This window comes from Streptomyces sp. NBC_01210 (genome assembly GCF_036010325.1).
In the GTDB taxonomy this organism is placed as follows: domain Bacteria; phylum Actinomycetota; class Actinomycetes; order Streptomycetales; family Streptomycetaceae; genus Streptomyces.
In genome coordinates this window covers 4,125,501-4,144,039 of record NZ_CP108549.1, presented here as the reverse complement: position 1 = coordinate 4,144,039, position 18,539 = coordinate 4,125,501, and the positions used below count along the sequence as shown (strand labels likewise).

The 18,539-nt window shown below is 70.4% G+C and carries 19 protein-coding genes; 11 read left to right on the top strand and 8 right to left on the bottom strand.

The window, feature by feature from the left end:
- Positions 1-33: 33 nt before the first annotated feature.
- Positions 34-1,182, bottom strand: a complete 1,149-nt coding sequence (locus OG735_RS18600) for a flavin-containing monooxygenase (protein ID WP_327324318.1) — start codon at positions 1,180-1,182, stop codon at positions 34-36.
- A gap of 182 nt (positions 1,183-1,364) precedes the next feature.
- Here OG735_RS18600 and OG735_RS18595 point away from each other — a divergent pair, with 182 nt between their 5' ends.
- Positions 1,365-1,814 (top strand): DoxX family membrane protein, encoded by a 450-nt coding sequence (locus OG735_RS18595; RefSeq protein WP_327324317.1) that lies wholly within the window; start codon positions 1,365-1,367, stop codon positions 1,812-1,814.
- A complete protein-coding gene (locus tag OG735_RS18590) occupies positions 1,814-2,218 on the top strand; it encodes a Zn-ribbon domain-containing OB-fold protein (protein WP_327324316.1) in 405 nt (134 codons plus the stop codon). Before OG735_RS18595 ends, OG735_RS18590 begins: the two co-directional genes overlap by 1 nt.
- Here OG735_RS18590 and OG735_RS18585 read toward each other — a convergent pair whose 3' ends face one another.
- Positions 2,219-2,887 carry a pyridoxine/pyridoxamine 5'-phosphate oxidase gene (locus OG735_RS18585; protein ID WP_327324315.1) on the bottom strand — a complete coding sequence of 223 codons (669 nt, stop codon included), beginning with the start codon at positions 2,885-2,887 and terminating at the stop codon, positions 2,219-2,221. It lies immediately after the preceding gene.
- Between the two features lie 56 nt (positions 2,888-2,943).
- On the opposite strand from OG735_RS18585, the gene OG735_RS18580 reads away from it, so the two are divergent.
- Positions 2,944-3,522: a TetR/AcrR family transcriptional regulator gene (locus OG735_RS18580; protein ID WP_327324314.1), complete on the top strand. Its 579-nt coding sequence runs from the start codon at positions 2,944-2,946 to the stop codon at positions 3,520-3,522.
- A gap of 9 nt (positions 3,523-3,531) precedes the next feature.
- Here OG735_RS18580 and OG735_RS18575 read toward each other — a convergent pair whose 3' ends face one another.
- Together OG735_RS18575 and OG735_RS18570 are read right to left on the bottom strand one after the other, a co-directional pair.
- On the bottom strand, positions 3,532-4,785 hold the full coding sequence (locus OG735_RS18575) for an FAD-dependent monooxygenase (RefSeq protein ID WP_327324313.1): 1,254 nt from the start codon (positions 4,783-4,785) through the stop codon (positions 3,532-3,534).
- 106 nt (positions 4,786-4,891) lie between these two features.
- The gene (locus tag OG735_RS18570; protein ID WP_327324312.1) at positions 4,892-6,070 is read right to left on the bottom strand and encodes a thiolase C-terminal domain-containing protein; all 1,179 of its coding nucleotides are present in this window, start codon (positions 6,068-6,070) and stop codon (positions 4,892-4,894) included.
- A gap of 115 nt (positions 6,071-6,185) precedes the next feature.
- On the opposite strand from OG735_RS18570, the gene OG735_RS18565 reads away from it, so the two are divergent.
- Together OG735_RS18565 and OG735_RS18560 are read left to right on the top strand one after the other, a co-directional pair.
- Entirely contained in the window at positions 6,186-7,463 is a 1,278-nt protein-coding gene (locus tag OG735_RS18565) for an acyl-CoA dehydrogenase family protein (RefSeq protein WP_327324311.1), read from the top strand.
- Positions 7,463-7,945 (top strand): nitroreductase family deazaflavin-dependent oxidoreductase, encoded by a 483-nt coding sequence (locus OG735_RS18560; protein ID WP_327324310.1) that lies wholly within the window; start codon positions 7,463-7,465, stop codon positions 7,943-7,945. The genes OG735_RS18565 and OG735_RS18560 overlap by 1 nt, the downstream gene beginning before the upstream one ends.
- Before the next feature lie 113 nt (positions 7,946-8,058).
- Here OG735_RS18560 and OG735_RS18555 read toward each other — a convergent pair whose 3' ends face one another.
- Positions 8,059-8,706, bottom strand: coding sequence for a TetR family transcriptional regulator (locus tag OG735_RS18555; RefSeq protein ID WP_327324309.1), 648 nt, complete (start codon positions 8,704-8,706; stop codon positions 8,059-8,061).
- 262 nt (positions 8,707-8,968) lie between these two features.
- On the opposite strand from OG735_RS18555, the gene OG735_RS18550 reads away from it, so the two are divergent.
- The 5 genes from OG735_RS18550 to OG735_RS18530 all read left to right on the top strand — a co-directional run bounded on the left by OG735_RS18550 (position 8,969) and on the right by OG735_RS18530 (position 14,333).
- Positions 8,969-9,754: a VOC family protein gene (locus OG735_RS18550; protein ID WP_327324308.1), complete on the top strand. Its 786-nt coding sequence runs from the start codon at positions 8,969-8,971 to the stop codon at positions 9,752-9,754.
- 93 nt (positions 9,755-9,847) lie between these two features.
- Complete coding sequence (locus OG735_RS18545; protein ID WP_327324307.1) at positions 9,848-10,162, top strand: hypothetical protein; 315 nt, start codon at positions 9,848-9,850, stop codon at positions 10,160-10,162.
- 191 nt (positions 10,163-10,353) lie between these two features.
- The gene (locus OG735_RS18540; protein ID WP_327324306.1) at positions 10,354-12,807 is read left to right on the top strand and encodes an outer membrane protein assembly factor BamB family protein; all 2,454 of its coding nucleotides are present in this window, start codon (positions 10,354-10,356) and stop codon (positions 12,805-12,807) included.
- Between the two features lie 308 nt (positions 12,808-13,115).
- Positions 13,116-13,676, top strand: a complete 561-nt coding sequence (locus OG735_RS18535) for a hypothetical protein (protein WP_327324304.1) — start codon at positions 13,116-13,118, stop codon at positions 13,674-13,676.
- A gap of 156 nt (positions 13,677-13,832) precedes the next feature.
- Entirely contained in the window at positions 13,833-14,333 is a 501-nt protein-coding gene (locus OG735_RS18530) for a hypothetical protein (protein WP_327324303.1), read from the top strand.
- An 84-nt stretch (positions 14,334-14,417) separates the two neighbouring features.
- Here the strand turns inward: OG735_RS18530 and OG735_RS18525 are convergent, their stop codons facing one another.
- The 3 genes from OG735_RS18525 to OG735_RS18515 are packed head-to-tail and all read right to left on the bottom strand — an operon-like array spanning position 14,418 to position 16,781.
- Positions 14,418-15,194, bottom strand: coding sequence for an enoyl-CoA hydratase/isomerase family protein (locus tag OG735_RS18525; RefSeq protein WP_327324302.1), 777 nt, complete (start codon positions 15,192-15,194; stop codon positions 14,418-14,420).
- Positions 15,191-15,631 carry a Zn-ribbon domain-containing OB-fold protein gene (locus OG735_RS18520; RefSeq protein ID WP_327324301.1) on the bottom strand — a complete coding sequence of 147 codons (441 nt, stop codon included), beginning with the start codon at positions 15,629-15,631 and terminating at the stop codon, positions 15,191-15,193. The genes OG735_RS18525 and OG735_RS18520 overlap by 4 nt, the downstream gene beginning before the upstream one ends.
- A gap of 1 nt (position 15,632) precedes the next feature.
- A complete protein-coding gene (locus tag OG735_RS18515; RefSeq protein WP_327324299.1) occupies positions 15,633-16,781 on the bottom strand; it encodes a lipid-transfer protein in 1,149 nt (382 codons plus the stop codon).
- A gap of 95 nt (positions 16,782-16,876) precedes the next feature.
- Here OG735_RS18515 and OG735_RS18510 point away from each other — a divergent pair, with 95 nt between their 5' ends.
- The gene (locus OG735_RS18510; RefSeq protein ID WP_327324298.1) at positions 16,877-18,439 is read left to right on the top strand and encodes a FadD3 family acyl-CoA ligase; all 1,563 of its coding nucleotides are present in this window, start codon (positions 16,877-16,879) and stop codon (positions 18,437-18,439) included.
- The last annotated feature ends 100 nt before the right edge of the window (positions 18,440-18,539 follow it).

The window sequence follows — 18,539 nt, the reverse complement described above, 5'->3', positions numbered from 1 at the left end:
CAGGAGTCGGGGCCGTGGATTCCTGGTGCCCCGCTACCTCGCCAGCGACTTGGCGATCTTGCGCGCGTCGAGCGCCATCTCGCGGAACATCCCGCTGATCGGGTTCGTGAACCCCGTGAAGTACAGCCCCGGCGCCTGCGCCGCCGCGCGGCCGCCGTGTGTCACCGGTTTGCCCCGCTCGTCCAGGACGCCGAGATGGCCGACCAGACCCTCCAGCGCCCGGCGGTAGCCCGTTGCCGCGATCACCGTGTCCGGGGAGATCCGGGTGCCGTCCGCCAGGACCGCCTTGCTGTCCTCGAAGGACTCCAGCGCGGCGACCGGCTCGACCTTGCCGGCCCGTACCGCGTCGATCAGGCCCACGTCCTGGATCGGGATCGCGCCCTGCTTCACGCGGGAGTACAGGCCCGTGTCCGGGCGCGGAAGCCCCTGTTCCGTGAGGTCGGGGACGGAGACCTTGCACATGATCTCGCCCGCCCGGTCCACCAGGCGGACCGGCAGCCGACGGACCAGGATGCCGGTCCGCTGGGCCGGCCAGCCCGCCGTCGAGCGGCGGACTATGTGCGGGGTCGTCCGCACGGCGAGGCGGACCCGGGCGGCGCCGCCCTCCACCAGGTCGACGGCTATCTCGGCGCCGGTGTTGCCGACGCCGACGACCAGTACGTCCTTGCCCGCGTACGGGGCGGCGTTGCGGTACTCGCCCGCGTGCAGCAGTTCGCCGGTGTACGCATCGCGGCCCGGCCAGTCGGGCAGCCGGGGGGTGTGGTTGTAGCCGGTGGCCACCACGACCGCCCGCCCGGTCAGCCCCCGGCCGCCTGTCGCGTGCAGCACCCAGTCGGGACCGGAGGGCTCGATCCGGGAGACCTCGACCCCTGTCACGATCTCCAGCTCGTGGAACTCCGCGTACTTCTCCAGGTAGCGGATCACGTCGTCACGGGAGACCCAGCGCCCGAACGACCGCGGCATCGCCAGGCCGGGCAGTGCCGACAGCCGCCGGGTCGTGTGCAGATGCAGCCGGTCGTAGTGGCGGCGCCAGGAGGCGCCGACGGATTCCGACTTCTCGAGCACCACGGCCCGTACGCCCTGCGCCCGCAGCGCGGCGGCAGCCGCGAGACCGCCCGGGCCGCCGCCGATGACGTAGACGGGCCGGTCGTTCGTGAGGTCAATGTCCTTTTCGGCGGCCATGAACCGTGAGCGTAATCGCGCGATTACATGATGGGTCTCAGTCAAGACGGGAATCGGTTGCGAATTGATCACGCCCGCACACCTCTTGCGCACACGCCGTCGCATCCGCTGAACTGACGTGTCGTCAGAAATGAAGAAGCGAAGAGATCAGAAATGAAGACGCCAAGAGAGAGGGGGCCCGGATGGAGACCATCTGGCTCACCGGGGCCGAATGGCTCGCCGTCCTCCGCATCGGTCTCGGCCTGTGGTGGCTGGAGAGCTGGCGCCACAAGGACAAGAAGGACTGGTTCGAGCGCGGCACCGGCATCGCCTGGGCGGCGGACGTCGCGGGCAAGCACCGGTGGCCGTTGGTGAAGAACGGCTTCAACAAGGTGGTCCAGCCCCGCCCCAAGGTCATGGCGTACGTCGTCGTTTACGCCGAACTCGCCCTGGGTCTCGGTCTGATCGTCGGCTTTCTGACCCCGGTCGCCCTCCTCGGCGGGCTCCTTCTCAATCTGATCTATCTGGTCCTGATGATCCATGACTGGGCGGAACAGGGCCAGAACGGCATGATGGCGCTCATATCGTTCGTCGCCCTCTTCGCCATGGCATGGCAGACCTGGTCCGTGGACAGTGCGATCGGACTTTTCTGATGACCGCGACGCCTGAAGTCGACGACTTCACCCGCCCCTTCTGGGACGCCGCAGCCGATGGCCGGCTGCTGATCCGTCACTGCCGCGCCTGCGCGAAGGCGCACCACTATCCGCGCGAGTTCTGCCCGCACTGCTGGAGCGAGGACGTCGGGTGGGAGGGCGCGAGCGGCCGCGCCACGCTCTACACCTGGTCTGTTGTGCACCGCAATGACCTGCCGCCCTTCGGTGGCCGCGTCCCGTACACCGCCGCGGTCGTCGATCTCGCCGAAGGCCCGCGGATGATGGCCGAGATCGTGGAGTGCCCGGAGGGCGGGCTGAGCATCGGCATGGAGCTGGAGGTCACCTTTCGCCGGGAGGACGGTGAGGTGGCGGTGCCCGTCTTCCGTCCGGCAAGGAGACGGTGATCACGGCCAGAGCAGCTCCCTCGCCCAGCCGCTCTCCTCGCGGCGGTAGCGCAGCCGTACGTGCCGCCGCCGTTCGTCGCCCTGGAAGAACTCCACCTCGTACGGCTGGAGCACATACAGCGTCCAGGTCGGCACGGGCGCGTCCGGCTCCGCCCCGGCCCGCTCCCACGCCGCCTGTGACGCCGCCGCCAACTCGTCCTGCGAGCCGAGGACTTCGCTCTGCCGCCCGGTGAGCGCGGCGGCCAGCGCACCCGTCGAGCGGGCGTGCAGATCGGCCTGGCCCTCCGCGGAGGCGCCCGCCGTCACGCGGCCCCGGATCCGGATCTGGCGGCCCTGCGCCGCCCAGTAGAAGCCCAGCGCGGCCTCCGGGTGCGCGGCGAGCTGCCGGCCCTTCGCGCTGGTGGCGTGCGAGGCGAAGTGCCAGCCGCGCTCGTCGGCGCCGTGCAGCATCAGCGTGCGTACGTCGGGACGCCCCTGCTCGTCCACGGTGGCCAGGGTCATGGTGTGCGGCTCGTTCTGGCCCGCGGCCACGGCCTCGGCGAACCAACGGTGGAAGAGCGGCAGCGGGGCGTGGGGCGCGGAAGCCGGGTCGAACGCGGGCAGCGTGGTGTCCCAGACCCGCTGTGCGTGCAGGAGCTCGCGGAAGGTTTCCTGCCGATCGTTGTCCATAAGGGCAAAGTACTACACTCGGAGTGGTATCGGTCGGGGTGATCGAGAGGACGCAGATGAGGCAGAACCTGGCCCGGCGCGCGGCGCTGGTGGACGCGGCCATCGAAGTGCTCGCCCGCGAGGGCGCCCGCGGCCTCACCTTCCGGGCCGTCGACGCCGAGGCGGACGTCCCCAAGGGCACCGCGTCCAACTACTTCGCCAACCGCGACGACCTGCTCACCCAGGCCGGGGGGCGGATCTATGAGTGCCTGCGCCCGGACGACGCCACGATGGAGGCCATGTTCACCGGCCCGGCCACCCGCGCGCGGACCGCGGAGCTGGTGCGCGAAGTGGTGGAGCGCGTCTCGGCGTACAGCACGGGCTACCTCGCTCTCCTCGAACTGCGGCTGGAAGCCACCCGCCGCCCCGAGCTGCGCGCCGTGCTCACCGCACGCGTCAGCGAGGACGTCGAGGCGAATGTCGCCAACCATCTGGCCTCCGGTCTGCCCGGAGACGCCGACGCGGTCAGGATGATCTATCTCGCGGCGAACTGGCTGGTGGTGGAGCGCCTCACGCTGCCCGACGTGTTCCCCGAGGAGCAGGCGGGCGATCTCATCACGGCCCTGGTCGAGCGGCTGCTCCCGCCCGACGAGTAGTGGTCGGCGTCAGCCCTCGAACACGCTGTACTCCTTGTGGTCCTTGACCGGGACGGCGAAGGCCGCCTTCTGTACATCCTCGGTGATCTTCTTCGCGATCAGGTTCTTCCAGGGCATGTACGGCAGCATCCGCACCAGCGCCATCCGCAGCTGGATCTTGCGCTTTGAGGAGACCGTTATCTCCTTGGCGAAGCCCTCCGCGAACTTCTGGTTCACCTCGACGCCGGGCCGCATCAGGCTCTCGTAGCGCTCGTATGCCACCGAGTGGTCACCGTTCGCCGCGGCCAGTTCGCCCGCCAGGATGTACGCACCGATCAGGGCGAGGCCGGTGCCCTGGCCCGAGGCCGGGGAGGCGCAGTGGGCCGCGTCCCCCAGCAGCACGATGCGCCCCTTCGACCAACTGTCCATCTCGATCAGACTCATGGAGTCGAAGTAGAAGTCGTCGGCGGCCGCGGCGTTGTCCAGCATCTTCGGGATTTCCCAGCCGTCGCCCGTGAAGACGTCGGCGAGGATCTTCTTCTGCTGTGCCATGTCCCGGTAGTCGTAGGAGAGTTCCGGCGCGCCGAAGACGAACATGTTCTTGGCGGTGGTCTCCCCGCCCGAACTGTAGGCGCACACCAGCTTGTTGGGCAGCGCGTGGTACGTCTCCCAGCGGTCCAGGTCCAGGTCGTTGGGTGCGGTGAAGATGGAGATGTACGCGCCCAGGTGCCGCTTGAACTGCTTTTCGTCGCCGAAGACCAGCCGGCGGGTGTGTGAGTGCAGCCCGTCCGCGCCCACCACCAGATCGAAGCGGCGCGGCTCGCCCTGCTCGAAGGTGACGTCGACGCCGTCCGCGTCCTCGGTGAGCGTGGCGATGGAGTCGCCGAAGATGTACTCGATGTCGTCGCGGGTGCGCTCGTGGAGGATCTGCGCGAGGTCGCCGCGCATGACCTCGTCGTCGCCGTCCACCCGGCCGCCGAAGAAGTCGGCCGGCATCTCGGCGATGGTGGCGCCGACGTTGTCGACGTACGAGCCGCCCTGCATATCGGTGGAGGCGCGGCGTACGTCGTCGAGGATGCCCATCCGCTCGCAGACGTCGATGGAGACGCCGCGCAGGTCGACCTTGTAGCCGCCGGGGCGGAGCTCCGGTGCGCGCTCGACGACGGTCGGCGTGAATCCGTAGCGGTGCAGCCAGAGGGCGAGGGCCGGGCCCGCGATCGAGGCGCCGGAGATCAGGACCGTCTTGCCGGCGAGCTTGCCGCTGGTGCCGGACCCTTTGGTCATCGGGACTCCTGTGTCGAGTGGTGAGCGGCGGTGCGCGTTCGCGCTTGCCGATGACCCGACTATACGAGCGTCCCATACGCTTGTCTATGACGGCTGTATAGATTCTTCAGCCCCTGCCCAGCACCACCGTCCCCGAGGAGCAGAACCAGCCACCCGTACCGGAGGCGACCGCCAGTCGCGGCGGCCCGCCGTCCGCCTTGCGCACCTGGTGGCCGCCCGCCTCGCCGCGCAGCTGCCGCACGGCCTCGACCAGCAGAAACAGTCCGCGCATCCCCGGATGGCAGGCGGAGAGACCGCCGCCGTCGGTGTTGACCGGCAGCTCGCCGTCCCGCGTCAGCCGCCCTTTCCCGACGAACGGGCCGCCCTCGCCCTTGGCGCAGAAACCCAGGTCTTCGAGGGTCACCAGAGTCATATAGGTGAAGGCGTCATAGATCTCGGCGATATCCATGTCGGCAGGGGAGACGCCCGCGCGCTCGAAGGCGAGGTGGCCCGAGACCGCCGCCGGGGAGACGGTGAAGTCCTCCCACTCCGACATGGTGGTGTGCGAGACGTACTCCCCGGTGCCGAGGATCCATACCGGGTCCTTCGCGGTGTCCGGTACGTACTCCTCGGCCGCGAGCAGCACCGCACAGCCGCCGTCGCTGCGGATGCAGCAGTGCAGTTTGGTGAACGGGTCCGCGATCAACGGCCCGTCGAGCACCTCGTCGACGGTGATCGGCTTGCGGAACATCGCGTCCGGATTGGCGGCGGCGTTCGCCCGCGCCTGGACCGCCACCGACGCGAGCTGCTCCAGGGTCGTGCCGTACTCGTGCATATGGCGGCGGGCGGCCATCGCGTACTTGGAGATGAGCGTGTGCCCGTAAGGGACCTCGAACTGCAGCGGCCCGCGGCCGCCGAAGGAGAGGTTGGAGGTGCGCCGCCCCGCCCTGATGTCGGCGCGGGCGGTCGATCCGTAGACGAGGAGCACGGCATTGGCGTGACCGGCCGCGATCGCGTCGGCGGCGTGGGCCGCCATGACCTCCCAGGTGGCCCCGCCCACGGCGGTCGAGTCCACCCACCTCGGCCGCAGGCCCAGATACTCGGCGACCTCGACCGGGGCGAGGGTGCCGAGGCCGGCCGAGCCGAAGCCGTCGATGACGGAGCGCTCGAGGCCGGAGTCGGCGAGTGCGCGGCGGGCTGCCTGGGCGTGCAGGGCGTACGGCGTGGGGCCGTCGACGCGTCCGCAGTCCGAGAGGGATATGCCGACGATGGCGACCTTGCGCGGGGTGCGCGGAGTTGAAGGCATGAATCTGACGGTACATCAGATACCGGGAGGCGTATCCCCCCGATGGGCGCACGCCCCTGTGCATCTGGATCCGTCCGCTCTAACATGACGGCCCGTCAGATATGGAGGGGATCCCATGAACAGCGCCTTCACCGCGGAGCAGGACGAGATCCGCCGCACCCTGCGCGAGCTGCTGACCAAACGGTCGGGCCCGGACGAGGTCAAGGCCGCCGTCCGCACGGCAGCCGGATACGACGCCGAGCTGTGGGCGCAGCTGTCCGCGCAGCTGGGCCTGCCGGGGCTGGCGCTGCCGGAGTCGTACGGAGGCGTGGGCTGCGGTCTCGCGGAGCTCGCACTCGCCTGTGAGGAGACCGGGCGGGCACTGCTGCCCTCGCCCCTGCTCGCCACGGCGGGGCTGGCGGCGCCGCTGATCGCCGCGCTCGGCACGCCGGCGCAGCGCGACGAGCTGCTCCCGCGCATCGCGGACGGCTCGCTGACCTGCGCACTCGCTGTGCCGGGCGGCAGCCTCGCGGCGGCACTCGGACTGAGCGGCGACAACGCGTCGGGGGAGTGGGCGGGCGGTGGCCGGGCCGGCGGCGTCCAGGCACGGCCGGGTGATGGCGGCGGCCGGCTGCTGTACGGGGAGGCCTGTCAGGTCCTCGACGGCCACAGCGCTGGGCTGCTGCTCGTCGCGGCCCATACGGGCGGCTTCGCCCGTAGCCGCACGCTCCTCTTCCTGGTCCGGGCGGATGCGGCGGGGCTTTCGCGGACCCGGCAGACCGCGCTGGACGGGACACGGCCGCAGGCCCGGGTGGAACTGCGGGACTGCGCGGCGGAGTTGCTGGGCGCGGACGACGCGGCGGATGTGCCGGGGGCGCTGGCGGCGACCGGGATCCGGGCGGCGACGCTGCTTGCGGCGGAAGCGGTCGGCGCGGCGTCGTGTGCGCTCGACCGCACGCTGGAGTACGTCCGGGCGCGCGAGCAGTTCGGCCGCGCGGTCGGCTCCTTCCAGGCGGTCAAGCACCGGCTGGCCGATCTGTATGTGCGGGTCCAGGCGGCCCGCTCGGCGGCGTACTACGCGGCCTGGGACCCGAGGGAGGGGGGCCTGGCGCTGGCGCAGGGCCTGGAAACGCTGCGGGTGGTCGCGGGCGAGGCGGTCCAGCTGCACGGTGGCATCGGCTTCACCTGGGAACACGAGGCGCATCTGTACTTCAAACGGGCGGCGGCGGACGAGCTGCTCTTCGGCCCGGTGCACAGGCTGCGCACCCGTGCGGCCGAACGGGCCGGACTCTTCGTCCCGCCGTCGGGAGCGGCGTCGGGGGCGCCGTCGGGGTCGGGGTTGGGAGCGGCGCCGGGGGCCGCGTCGGGGTCGGGTTCCGCGGCGGCGCCGGGGCCCGAGGCGGTGGCCGTCTGATGACGCTCGGTGTGCGCCTGGTCCAGAAGGTCTCGTCGACCCGCGCCTTCGCGAGGATCGCGCCTCACTTCGTCCCGGCGCTGGACCGTGCCGTCCACCGGCTGACGCGGGGCAAGGTGCTGCTGAGCGCGCAGATGCTGCCGGGAGTCGTCCTCACGGCTCGCGGCGCGAAGAGCGGCCTGCCCAGAGTCACCCCGCTGGCGTGCATGCCGGAAGAGTCGGGCGACTGGATCCTGATCGGCTCCAACTTCGGCCGAGAGGGCCATCCGGCGTGGACGGCGAACCTGATCGAACACCCGGAGGCGGAGGTGAGTTGGAGGGGCAGGGACGTCCTGGTGCGGGCACGCCTGCTGGAGGGCGAGGAGAGGGAGAGGGCGTGGCGGGCGGCGCTGACGTTCTGGCCGCCGTACGCGACGTACCAGTCCCGGGTGAAGAGAGAGATCCGCGTCTTTCGCCTGTCGCGCCGCCAGGTGGGCAGCTGACGGAGCCTGTGACCGTGGGTTCCGGACTCTGTCGGAGGCGTTCGTAGGGTGTTCGGCCGGTGAAGGCGCCGCGTTGGCGTGACAGGACCTGGGGTGACGCGACGCTGCCGCGCCTACTTCGTCGGCTTCCTGCCCGTGATGCCCAAATGCACCAACAGCCCCAGATTGGGCTTCAGTTCCGCCTGTTTCACACCCCAGGCCGTGAACCCCTTCTGATGCGACGCCACCGCCGCCAGCATCGCCACGAGCGAGCCCGCGATCGCCGCCGGACTGACGTCCTTGTCGACCTTGCCCTTCGTCTGGAGTTCCTTCACCGCGTCCGTAAGGGAGTTGGTCACGGAGTTCAGGATCTTCATGCGGATCTTGTAGAACCGCTTGTCGCCCTCCGCCGCGCCGAGGTCGACCACCCGCAGGATCGCGTCATGGCGGCGCCAGAAGTCGAGGAAGCCCTCCACCAGCTCCTCCGAGGTCTGCCAGGCCGCCTTGCCGACCCAGGAGCGGCCGGCAACCAGTTCGGTCAACCCCGCGCCCTCCTTGGCCATTTCCTCGGCGATCTCGAGGACCGCGCCCTCGACGTCCGGGAAGTACTGGTAGAAGGTCGCGGGTGAAGTGCCCGCCTTCCGGGCCACGTCGATGACTTTGACGTCCCGGTACGGCGAGGAGCTGAGCATCTCGCTGAGGCAGTCGAGCAGCTTCTGCCGCGTCGCCTGGCCGCGTCGTCCGGCCACTCGGCCGTCGACGGTGCGTACTTGTCCTGTCATGCCGTCAGCTTACCGAGGGGTGATCGGCGCGCGATTCGGCCGAGTGCAAATGGGGTGCCTCAATAGTCTTATCAACAGCCTGTGGAAAACTTCTGTGCATAACTCAACGAAACAAGACCCCGGCCCCGGATCGTGGACCCCGGGCTTCGGATCCTGACAATTGGGCAATTTGTTCGATTTGATTCCCTGCGGTGCGCGTGGTGCGCCATTAGCTTGAGTGTGACGGGCACCACATCCCGTTACGAGGGAAGGAATCGGGTCCATGGCCGCATTCACGGAGGGCACGCCCTGCTGGGTGGACGCAGCGCTTCCCGATGTCGAGGCGGGCAAGCGCTTCTACGGCGAGCTGTTCGGCTGGACATTCGACGAGGGGGACGGCGGGTATGTCAACGCCTTCAGCGACGGAAAGCTCGTCGCCGGCCTCGCGCCCAAGCGGGACGGCCGGATGCCCACCGTCTGGGGCGTCTACTTCGCCACTCGCGACGCCGCCGCCCTCGGCCGGAAGATCACGGAGGCCGGCGGCCAGGTGATCACCTACCCGCAGCCGGTCGGCACCGCCGGCACGATCGTGGAGGCCGCGGACCCCGGCGGCGCGGTCTTCGGGCTCTGGCAGGCCGGCGACAAGCCCGGCTTCGAGAAGCAGGGCAAGCCCGGCTCTTTCTGCTGGACCGAGGTGTACACGCGCGACAAGGAGAGCGTCGACCCCTTCTACGAGTCGATCTTCGGCTTCCAGGGAAAGGATCTGCCGGACGCCCCCATCGACTTCCGGACGTGGTCGCCCGCCGGTACGGAGCCCGGGGAGGACACCGCCATCGGTGGCCGCAGCATGCTCACCGACGCCTTCCCGGCCGAGATGCCCGGCCACTTCCTCATCTACTTCTGCGTCGAGGACTGCGACGAGGCGGCCGCGGCGGTCACCCGCCTCGGCGGCCGGGTCCAGGCGCCGCCCTTCGACATCCCCCACGGTCGTATCGCGGTGCTCGCCGACAATCAGGGCGCTTCGTTCGCCGTACTCGCCGAACCCGAGGAAGGGGCCAAGGCGGTCTGAAAGAGCGGGAGTTGGGGCGGCAAATGGTCTAGACCTGGAGCTGCGGGTTGATCCATAGTGGTGGTCTTTCCCCCACCGCGAAAGGACCCCCTCGTGCTGCGTACCAAGACCGCCCTGGCACTCGCCGTCGGCGCTGCCGTCGCCGCCGGACTGTTCACCGCGACCCCCGCCTCCGCCGCCCGGCTGCCCTGCAACCTCGCCGGCAGCGGTGACACCGCCTCCGCCAATTGCTACAGCGGCTCCTCATACACCTGGCGACTGGTTGTCGACTGCGACGACGTGAGCAACCCGAAGTGGCCGGCCCGCGTCAAGACCCTGTACGGGGCCTGGCGCACCGGGGACGGCAGCGACTCGATCTCCTGCGGCGGCTCCCTGCGTGCAAGCGGCCGTCTGGAGGCGCATAGCTAACCATTCCGCCCCCCGAACCGTGCCCGAATCCGGGTGAGACACCCCGATCCGCCCCCGGGTTCGCAACCGTCGCCTCCGACAGGAAGAATCAGGGTGTGCAACCGCTGAGGGTCTCGGCGGTGAGACGCTGCACGGGGCTGTGACGGGCCCCATTTCTTCTGGGGCCCGTACGGGGAGGTGGCAGGCAAGTGATGGAGCAGCTGACGCAGCATGACCCGAGACGGATCGGTCCGTTCGAGGTGCTGGGCCGGCTCGGTGCCGGCGGCATGGGACTGGTCTATCTCGCCCGGTCGGCGTCCGGCCGCCGGGTGGCGATCAAGACTGTGCGTACCGAGCTTGCCGAGGACCAGCTGTTCCGCGTCCGCTTCACCCGTGAGGTGGAGGCCGCCCGCGCCGTCAGCGGTTTCTACACCGCAGCCGTGGTGGACGCCGATCCGCGGGCGGCTGTGCCGTGGCTGGCCACCGCGTACGTCCCCGCCCCCTCCCTCGAAGAAATAGTGAATGAGTGCGGGCCGATGCCGGCCCAGGCGGTGCGCTGGCTGGCGGCCGGCGTCGCTGAGGCGCTGCAGTCCATCCACGGCGCGGGTCTCGTCCACCGCGACCTCAAGCCGTCGAACGTCCTGGTCGTGGAGGACGGGCCGCGGGTCATCGACTTCGGCATCGCGTCCGGCGTCTCCAACACCCGGCTGACGATGACCAACGTCGCCGTGGGTACACCCGCGTACATGTCGCCGGAACAGGCGCGCGACTCACGCAGCGTGACCGGCGCGAGCGATGTCTTCTCGCTCGGCTCCACGCTGGTCTTCGCGGCCACCGGACACGCGCCCTTCCACGGCGCGAACCCCGTCGAGACCGTGTTCATGCTGCTGCGCGAGGGCCCGGACCTGGCGGGCCTGCCGGACGAGCTCCGGCCGCTCATCGACTCCTGTATGCAGATGGAGGCCGGGCTGCGGCCGACGCCCGAGGATCTGCAGGCGCAGCTCGCTCCGCATCTCTTCTCCTCCGGCAGCGACGACAGCGGTACGGCGTCCGCCTGGCTGCCGGCGCGGGCCACCGCGATGATCGAGCAGCGCCGCGGCGGTCGCCCCCCGGCTCCGGCCCCGGCCCCGGTCCCGCAGCGCCCCGCCGAGCCCACGCCTCCGCGCCCTCAGGCGCCGCCGCAGCAGCCGCCGCCCTCCCGGCAGGGCGCGGACTGGGACTCCGCCTGGCGGGGCGGCAACGACCCGCGTACGGGCCAGGCCGCAGCCTCGCCCGCCCCGGCGGGGCCGGTCCGGCTGCCCGGCTCCAAGGTGCCGATCGGTCCAGGACCCAGGGTCGCGGACGCGGGCCGCGGCGGGGTCGTCGAGGCCGGTCCGGCGACCGGCTGGGTCCGCCCGCCCGGCGGGCTGAACGGCGCGGAGGCAGCGACCAGCGCCGTACCGTCTCCGGGACCGTCCGCCGTACCCTCCGCCGTTGCGGCGCCGGTGCCGCCGCCCGCTTCGCCGCCGGACGGCGCGGCCGGACACTGGCGGCCGTGGCGTTTCCGGATGTCGAACGACGTCTGGGGTACGCCGGTGGTGGCCGGTGACCTGCTGTACGTGACGTCCTTCGAGGTACATGCCCTGGACGTGGGCAGCGGCCGGCGCCAGTTCAAGACCAGGGACGTGGCGTGGGCGATGGCGGTGGCCGGCGGCCGTATCCACGCCTCGGACGGGCCGACGCTGTACGCACTCGACGCGACGAACGGCCAGGAGCGGTGGCGGCTCCAGACCGACGCCTGGGTGTACTCCCTCAAGGCCGACCGCGGCACCGTCCTCACCGGGACGCGCGGCGGCGGCGTACAGGCATGGGAGGCCTCCAGCGGTGAGAAGCTCTGGGAGACGGCCGGGGCGCAGACGGACTTCGAGACGCCCGAGGCCGGGCCCGCGATCTTCGACGACACGGTGTACGTGTGGAAGGACGCGAGGCTGCGTGCGCTGGAGGCCCGTACGGGTGTCGAGCGCTGGTCGTACCCCGTCGGCGACGCGACGTCCTGCGGCAATGTGCCGGTACGGGTGCAGCCCGCGCCCGACGGCTATGTCTATGTCGCGGCCGGCACCCGCGCCCTCGCCATCGACATCGCCAACGGCCGGGTGCGCTGGCACTTCGAGTCGCCCGCGGTCTTCCTCTCGCCGCCGGTCTTCGCGCCGGGCCCGGCGGTGACGGGCGGCGGTGTCTATCTCGTCGACTACCTCGGCACGGTGTACGCCCTGGACGCCACGACCGGCAAGGACCGCTGGCGCATCGCCACGGAATCGCGGCAGTCCATCGAGCCGGTGCTGGTCGCGAACGGCAACATTCATGTCGGCAGCGGCAGCGCGCTCTACACCCTGGACGCGGTGACGGGCACACCCATGTGGCGCTTCGCGGCGGGCGGCGAGGTGATCGGCGCCCCGGTGGTCGCCGACGGCCGGGTCCACTTCGGCTCCGCGGACCATGTGCTCTACACCCTGGACGCGAGCGGCGGCCAGCTCCGCTGGAAGCTCGCGACGGGCGGCGAGATCACGGGCTCCCCGGTGGCGCAGGGCGGTGTGGTGTACGCGTGCAGCAAGGACCGCTGTGTGTACGCGCTGGACGCGGTCAAGGGCACGGCCACCGGCCGTGGCGGTTCGGGCGGCGCACGCTAGGACTTGTCCTCCATCGCCGGACGGCCGGAAACGCGGCCTGTCCGGCGGGTGCCCCGATGGCGACCGGCACCGTCCGGGCGTAGCGTCGTGATCGAGAGCGACACCCCCAGGAGGCCGGCGATGATCCGCAACATCATCGGCTGATCCTCGCTCTCGTCGGAGCGACGGCCGCCGTATGGAGCCCCTTCCGTGACTGCTACGACGGCCGTCACGCACGCGAGTACCCACCCCTGATTCGCGACTGCTACGGTGTCGCGCGATTGTCAGGTACATATAAGTGCTGTGAAGCACTGGGGGAGGGCGGGCACATGCTGGGCCGACGTCTCAAGCTCGCGGCCGTACTGGTCGTGGTGGTGCTGGCGCTGACCGGTTTCTCGAGTTCGGCCTCGACCGGCAAGGGCGGCAGAGGTGGCAAGAGCAGGTCGCACGGCAGCAGTGGTGGCGGAGGCGGCTGCTCCAGCTCCAAGAAGTCGAACGGCGGCTACCGCGACTACGACAACGACGACTACAGCTCGTCGTCCGGTTCATCCGGCTCGTCGGGGTCGGACTCGTACACCGAGGATCCGACGCCCACGGCGACCGCCACTGCCACCGCACGGGCGACTGTCGTCACCTGTGTGAAGAAGGGCCGTGGAAAGCGCAAGGCCACAACGTCCGCCACGGTGAAGGTGGTTGCGGACGGCGGGGTCTCGCACAGGTACGAGGTCGACGTGGTGTTCGTGGACGCCGCGGGCGCGGTCGTCGACCGCGGAAACACCGAGGTCACGCTGGACGGCGGCGAGACCAGGACCGTCAAGGTCGCCATGCGGAGCCCCAAGCTGGTGGCACGGGTGAAGAAATGCGAAGCCGAGGCGCTGCTCGGCGACTGAGGGCGGGAGGCCGCTTCCGGGGCCGCTGCGGGGCGGCCGCGTGGTCGGTTTCGTGGTCGGTTTCGTGGACGGCGCGGCGATCAACCGCTGCTAGGGTGACGTGCGCTCGTCAATTGAGCCCCACTCACCGACACGACTTTCAACGGGGGTTGAAACGTGAAGATCCGTCATGTCCGCGCCATTGCCGTATTCGGTATCGCAGTCGTCGCACTGACCGGAGCCCGCGGCTCCCACGGCGGCAGCTGCGGCGGCAGCAGCCATGGAAGCAGCAGCAGTAGCAGCGGCGGCAGCAACCACAACGACAGCAGCACCTCGAGTGGTTCCACCGGCTCTGTGACCGGCGGCTCCAGCGCCCACAAGGCCGAGCGTGACGTCAGGATCGACGAGTGCGGCCTCGACGCCTCCGGCAAGAACCTCACCGCGAAGATCACCGTCACCAACAGCGACTCGCTGGCGTACAAGTACGACGTGAGCCTGCAGTTCAAGGGCAACCTCGGCGACACGAAGGTCAACCTCGCCATCGCCAAGGTCGAGGACCTCCAGGTGCAGCCCGGTGCCTCTGCGCCCGGCAACGCGAGCACCCCGTACACCGGTTCCGGCGACGGCTCCGAGTACAAGAAGTGCGAAGTCATCAGCGCGAGCCGTACGGCGAGCTGACGGCCCTGTTGGGGCTCCGCCCCAAGCCCCGCTCCTCAATCGCCGGAGGGGCTGGGGATGTCCGCCGACGGGGCTGGGATGCGGCTACCGCAACGTGTAGCTCCCCCGGCCCCGCCCGCCCTCGAAGAGTTCCGCCTGCCGCTCCGGCGGCAGATTCCCGAGCGTGATCAGGTGCGGGGCATGCGCGAGCGCCTGCGACCTGGCCGCCTCCCTCGCGGACCACACCGCCCGTACGGTCCCCTGCACCGCCTCGGTCGGGTACGACGCCACCACCGCGGCGGCCCGCAGCGCGGCCGCCACCGCATCGCCCGGCTCCGTCAGCTCCGAGACCAGACCCGTCTCGTAGGCCCGCTGCGCCGAGAGCCGCTCCGCCGTCCCCATCAGCGCCATTCGCGCCACTTCGCCGAACGGCATCCGCTGCGCCATGGAGATCGCCTCGTACGCGCTGACCATGCCGTACGTCGTATGCGGATCGAAGAACGTCGCCTCCCGCGAGGCCACCAGGAACTCGCTCTCCCCGAGCAGATAGAACGCCCCGCCGCAGGCCATCCCCTCCACGGCCGCGACCACCGGTTTCCACAGCTCGTTCGCCTTCGGCCCGATCGCGATCAGCGGATCGTCGATCGTGTACGGGGACGAGGGCTGCGGCACCCGCACCGAGCGGTCGATGCCGGTGCAGAACGCCTTGGTGCCCGCTCCGGTCACCACGACCGCCCGTACGGAGTCGTCGAAGCGGAACTGACGCCAGGCGGCGGCCAGTTCACCGGCCATCGCCAGATCGATCGCGTTGTGCCGCTCGGGCCGGTCCAGCGTGACCAGCGCGACACCCGTCTCCTTGTACGTGTCGATGCCCAGGCTCATGCCCGCTCCAGCAGCCAGCGCGGCACGGTGACCCCGTCCAGCTCGGTGAACGCCACCCTCACTCCGGTCCCGATGCGCAGCCGCGCCGGATCGACCGAGTTCAGCGGCGCGTCCGGCGCCGCGACCACATTGCCGACCAGGCGGATACGGGGCGCGTCCAGGAGCTCGACGACGACCGCGTTGTACGGCGCCCGGGCGGCGTACGCGGGCAGCAGCGGCGGATGGGGGAACACGTAGGACCAGATGCGGCCGCGCCCGCTCATCCTGCGCCACTCGCTGTCGAAGGACCGGCAGTGCGGGCAGCAGGGCCGTGGCGGGAAGCGCAGTTCGGCGCAGTCCGGGTCGGCGCAGGCCTGCACGCGGAGTTCGCCCTGCGCGGCGTACTCCCAGAAGGGCGCGCCGTCGTCGTCGACGACCGGCGTCAGTAGCGAGTCCATCTCAACTCCTCAGCAGTACAGCCGAAGTGGGCACTCCCTCGCCCGCCGTGACCAGGCAGGTCGCGGCGTCCGGGACCTGCGCCGTGCTGGTGCCGCGCAGCTGCTTCACGCCCTCGGTGATGAGGTTGAAGCCGTGGACGTACGCCTCGCTCAGACCTCCGCCGCCGGTGTTGACCGGCAGCCGGCCGCCGATCTCCAGCGCGCCGCCCTCGGTGAAGGCCGCGCCCTCCCCTCGTCCGCAGAAGCCGTACCCCTCCAGCGAGAGCGGGACGAGCGGGGTGAACGCGTCGTAGATCTGCGCCACATCGACATCCTGCGGACCGAAGTCGGCGGTCTTCCACAGCTGCCTGCCGGCCGTCCAGGCGGGTCCGGTGAGCGGGTCGTCGTTCCAGTAGTTGACCATCCCGTGATGCTGCGCGGGCAGGCCCTGGGCGGCGGAGTGGATGTACACCGGCTTCTGCCGGCAGTCGCGGGCCCGTTCGGCCGAGACGATCACGCAGGCCAGCGCGCCGTCGGTCTCCAGGCAGTTGTCGAAGAGGCAGAGCGGATCGCTGATCCAGCGGGCGGTCATATACATCTCGCGGGTCAGCGGCCGCTCGTACATGACGGCGGCGGGGTTCTGGTTGGCACGGTTGCGGCAGGCGAGGGCGACATTGAAGAGATGGTCGCGGGTGGCGCCGTACTCGTGCATATATCTCCGCGCCAGCATGCCGATCTCGTCGGCGGGCCGCAGCAGACCGAAGGGACGGGTCCACTGGGCGGGTGTGGGAAGTTGAACTGCCGTGTTCTTCCAGGGCCTTGGGCCGCTGCCGCGTTTGCGGGAGCGCCAGGCGACGCCGACGCTCGCCTGACCGGTGGCGATCGCGCCCGCGAGATGGGCGATGGTGGCGCAGGAACCACCGCCGCCGTAACCGGCCTTGGAGAAGAAGGTCACGTCCCCGGCGCCGATGGCCTTGGCGACCTCGACCTCGTCCGTCTCCTCCATTGTGTACGAGGCGAAGCCGTCGACCTCGGAAGGGTCGATACCGGCGTCGTCGAGCGCGGCGAGGACGGCGCGGCAGGCCAGGGTCTTCTCGGATTCGGGGAGTTGCCTGGCGAAGGGCGTCTGCCCTATGCCGACTATCGCCGCTGCGTCCTTGAGCGTCGCCACGGTGCGCCACCTCCGCGATCGTTCTCCCTGCTGACAGCGCGTCAGGCTACAGCTAATCTGACGGATAGTCAGCAACTGCGGTGGGAGGGCTTGCGATGCGCGGCGACCTGGAGTGGGGCAGCATCCCGAGGCTGGTACGGAGCGCTGCCGAACGGTACGGGGAGCGGGAGGCCGTCGTCGAGGGCCGCGTCAGGGTCTCGTACGCCGAACTGGGCGAGCGCGTCGAGCGTGCCGCCGCCGCCTGCATGGCGTCCGGCGTCGAGCCGGGCGACCGGGTCGCGGTCTGGGCGCCCAACACGCTCGACTGGATCGTCTCGGCACTCGGCGCGGTGACGGCCGGTGCGGTGCTGGTGCCGCTCAACACCCGCTTCAAGGGCGGCGAGGCGGCGTACGTCCTCCAGCGCAGCCGCGCCAAACTCCTCTTCATCACCGGCACGTTCCTGGGCACGTCCTACGTCGCGTCCCTGCGCCGCGCGGAGGTGGACCTGCCACATCTTGAGCAGGTGGTGGTACTGGCGGACAGCGCACCCGAGGACTTCCGTGACTGGAAGGACTTCCTGGCGGGCGGCGACGCCATATCCGCCGCGGACGTCCGTGCCCGCGCCGACGCGATCGACCCGTCCGCGCCTTCCGACATCATCTTCACCTCGGGTACCACGGGCCGGCCCAAGGGTGCCGTCATCACTCATGCGCAGACGCTGCGCTGCTACGACGTCTGGAGCGATCTCGCCGGGCTGCGCGAAGGCGACCGCTATCTGATCGTGAACCCGTTCTTCCATACCTTCGGCTACAAAGCGGGCATCATCGCCTGCCTGACGCGGGGCGCGACGATGGTCCCGCAGCCGGTCTTCAACGTGGACACGGTCCTGGCCAATATCGCCTCCGAACGCATCTCCGTACTGCCTGGCCCCCCGACCCTCCACCAGTCCCTGCTCGACCACCCGGCCCGCGACCAGCACGACCTCAGCGCCCTGCGGCTCGTCGTCACCGGCGCGGCGGTCGTGCCGCTCCAGCTGGTCGAGCGGCTGCGCAGTGAGCTGCGGATCGCCACGGTCCTCACGGCGTACGGCCTCTCCGAGGCGAGCGGCATCGTCACCATGTGCCGCCGCGGCGACGCCCCGGAGACGATCGCGTCCACCTCGGGCCGCGCGATCCCCGGCACAGAGGTCCGCGTGCTGGCCGGCACCGGTGAACCGGGCGAGGTGCTGGTGCGTGGACACCATGTGATGCAGGGCTACTTCGAGGACCCGGAGGAGACGGCGAAGGCGATCACTGAGGACGGCTGGCTGCGCACGGGCGACGTCGGCGTCCTGGACGATGCGGGCAATCTCCGTATCACCGACCGGATCAAGGACATGTTCATCGTCGGCGGCTTCAACGCGTATCCGGCGGAGATCGAGCAACTACTCGGCCTGCACCCAGATATCGCGGATGTCGCGGTGATCGGCGTACCCGACCCGCGGCTGGGCGAGGTGGGCAAGGCGTACGCGGTACGGCGCAGGGACTCGACGCTGACGGCGGACGATCTCATCGCCTGGTCGCGACGGGAGATGGCGAACTACAAGGTGCCGAGGGAGGTCGAGTTCGTGAGCGAGCTGCCCAGGAACGCGAGCGGGAAGGTGCTGAAGACGGAACTGCGGTCGCGCGAGCGCGTCTGACCGTCCGGCCGGCGAGCACCTCGGCGGCCGGGCACCGGACATGCCGCGGCCGCGGCGGCTCCCCCTCCGCGCCGCCGCGGCCGCACCCCGTTCAGTGAAG

What these genes read in the sequence shown, in the direction of transcription:
- OG735_RS18600 (WP_327324318.1), bottom strand. Translation starts at nt 1,182, where the DNA reads ATGGCCGCCGAAAAGGACATTGACCTCACGAACGACCGGCCCGTCTAC.
- OG735_RS18595 (WP_327324317.1), top strand. Translation starts at nt 1,365, where the DNA reads ATGGAGACCATCTGGCTCACCGGGGCCGAATGGCTCGCCGTCCTCCGC.
- OG735_RS18590 (WP_327324316.1), top strand. Translation starts at nt 1,814, where the DNA reads ATGACCGCGACGCCTGAAGTCGACGACTTCACCCGCCCCTTCTGGGAC.
- OG735_RS18585 (WP_327324315.1), bottom strand. Translation starts at nt 2,887, where the DNA reads ATGGACAACGATCGGCAGGAAACCTTCCGCGAGCTCCTGCACGCACAG.
- OG735_RS18580 (WP_327324314.1), top strand. Translation starts at nt 2,944, where the DNA reads ATGAGGCAGAACCTGGCCCGGCGCGCGGCGCTGGTGGACGCGGCCATC.
- OG735_RS18575 (WP_327324313.1), bottom strand. Translation starts at nt 4,785, where the DNA reads ATGACCAAAGGGTCCGGCACCAGCGGCAAGCTCGCCGGCAAGACGGTC.
- OG735_RS18570 (WP_327324312.1), bottom strand. Translation starts at nt 6,070, where the DNA reads ATGCCTTCAACTCCGCGCACCCCGCGCAAGGTCGCCATCGTCGGCATA.
- OG735_RS18565 (WP_327324311.1), top strand. Translation starts at nt 6,186, where the DNA reads ATGAACAGCGCCTTCACCGCGGAGCAGGACGAGATCCGCCGCACCCTG.
- OG735_RS18560 (WP_327324310.1), top strand. Translation starts at nt 7,463, where the DNA reads ATGACGCTCGGTGTGCGCCTGGTCCAGAAGGTCTCGTCGACCCGCGCC.
- OG735_RS18555 (WP_327324309.1), bottom strand. Translation starts at nt 8,706, where the DNA reads ATGACAGGACAAGTACGCACCGTCGACGGCCGAGTGGCCGGACGACGC.
- OG735_RS18550 (WP_327324308.1), top strand. Translation starts at nt 8,969, where the DNA reads ATGGCCGCATTCACGGAGGGCACGCCCTGCTGGGTGGACGCAGCGCTT.
- OG735_RS18540 (WP_327324306.1), top strand. Translation starts at nt 10,354, where the DNA reads ATGGAGCAGCTGACGCAGCATGACCCGAGACGGATCGGTCCGTTCGAG.
- OG735_RS18535 (WP_327324304.1), top strand. Translation starts at nt 13,116, where the DNA reads ATGCTGGGCCGACGTCTCAAGCTCGCGGCCGTACTGGTCGTGGTGGTG.
- OG735_RS18525 (WP_327324302.1), bottom strand. Translation starts at nt 15,194, where the DNA reads ATGAGCCTGGGCATCGACACGTACAAGGAGACGGGTGTCGCGCTGGTC.
- OG735_RS18520 (WP_327324301.1), bottom strand. Translation starts at nt 15,631, where the DNA reads ATGGACTCGCTACTGACGCCGGTCGTCGACGACGACGGCGCGCCCTTC.
- OG735_RS18510 (WP_327324298.1), top strand. Translation starts at nt 16,877, where the DNA reads ATGCGCGGCGACCTGGAGTGGGGCAGCATCCCGAGGCTGGTACGGAGC.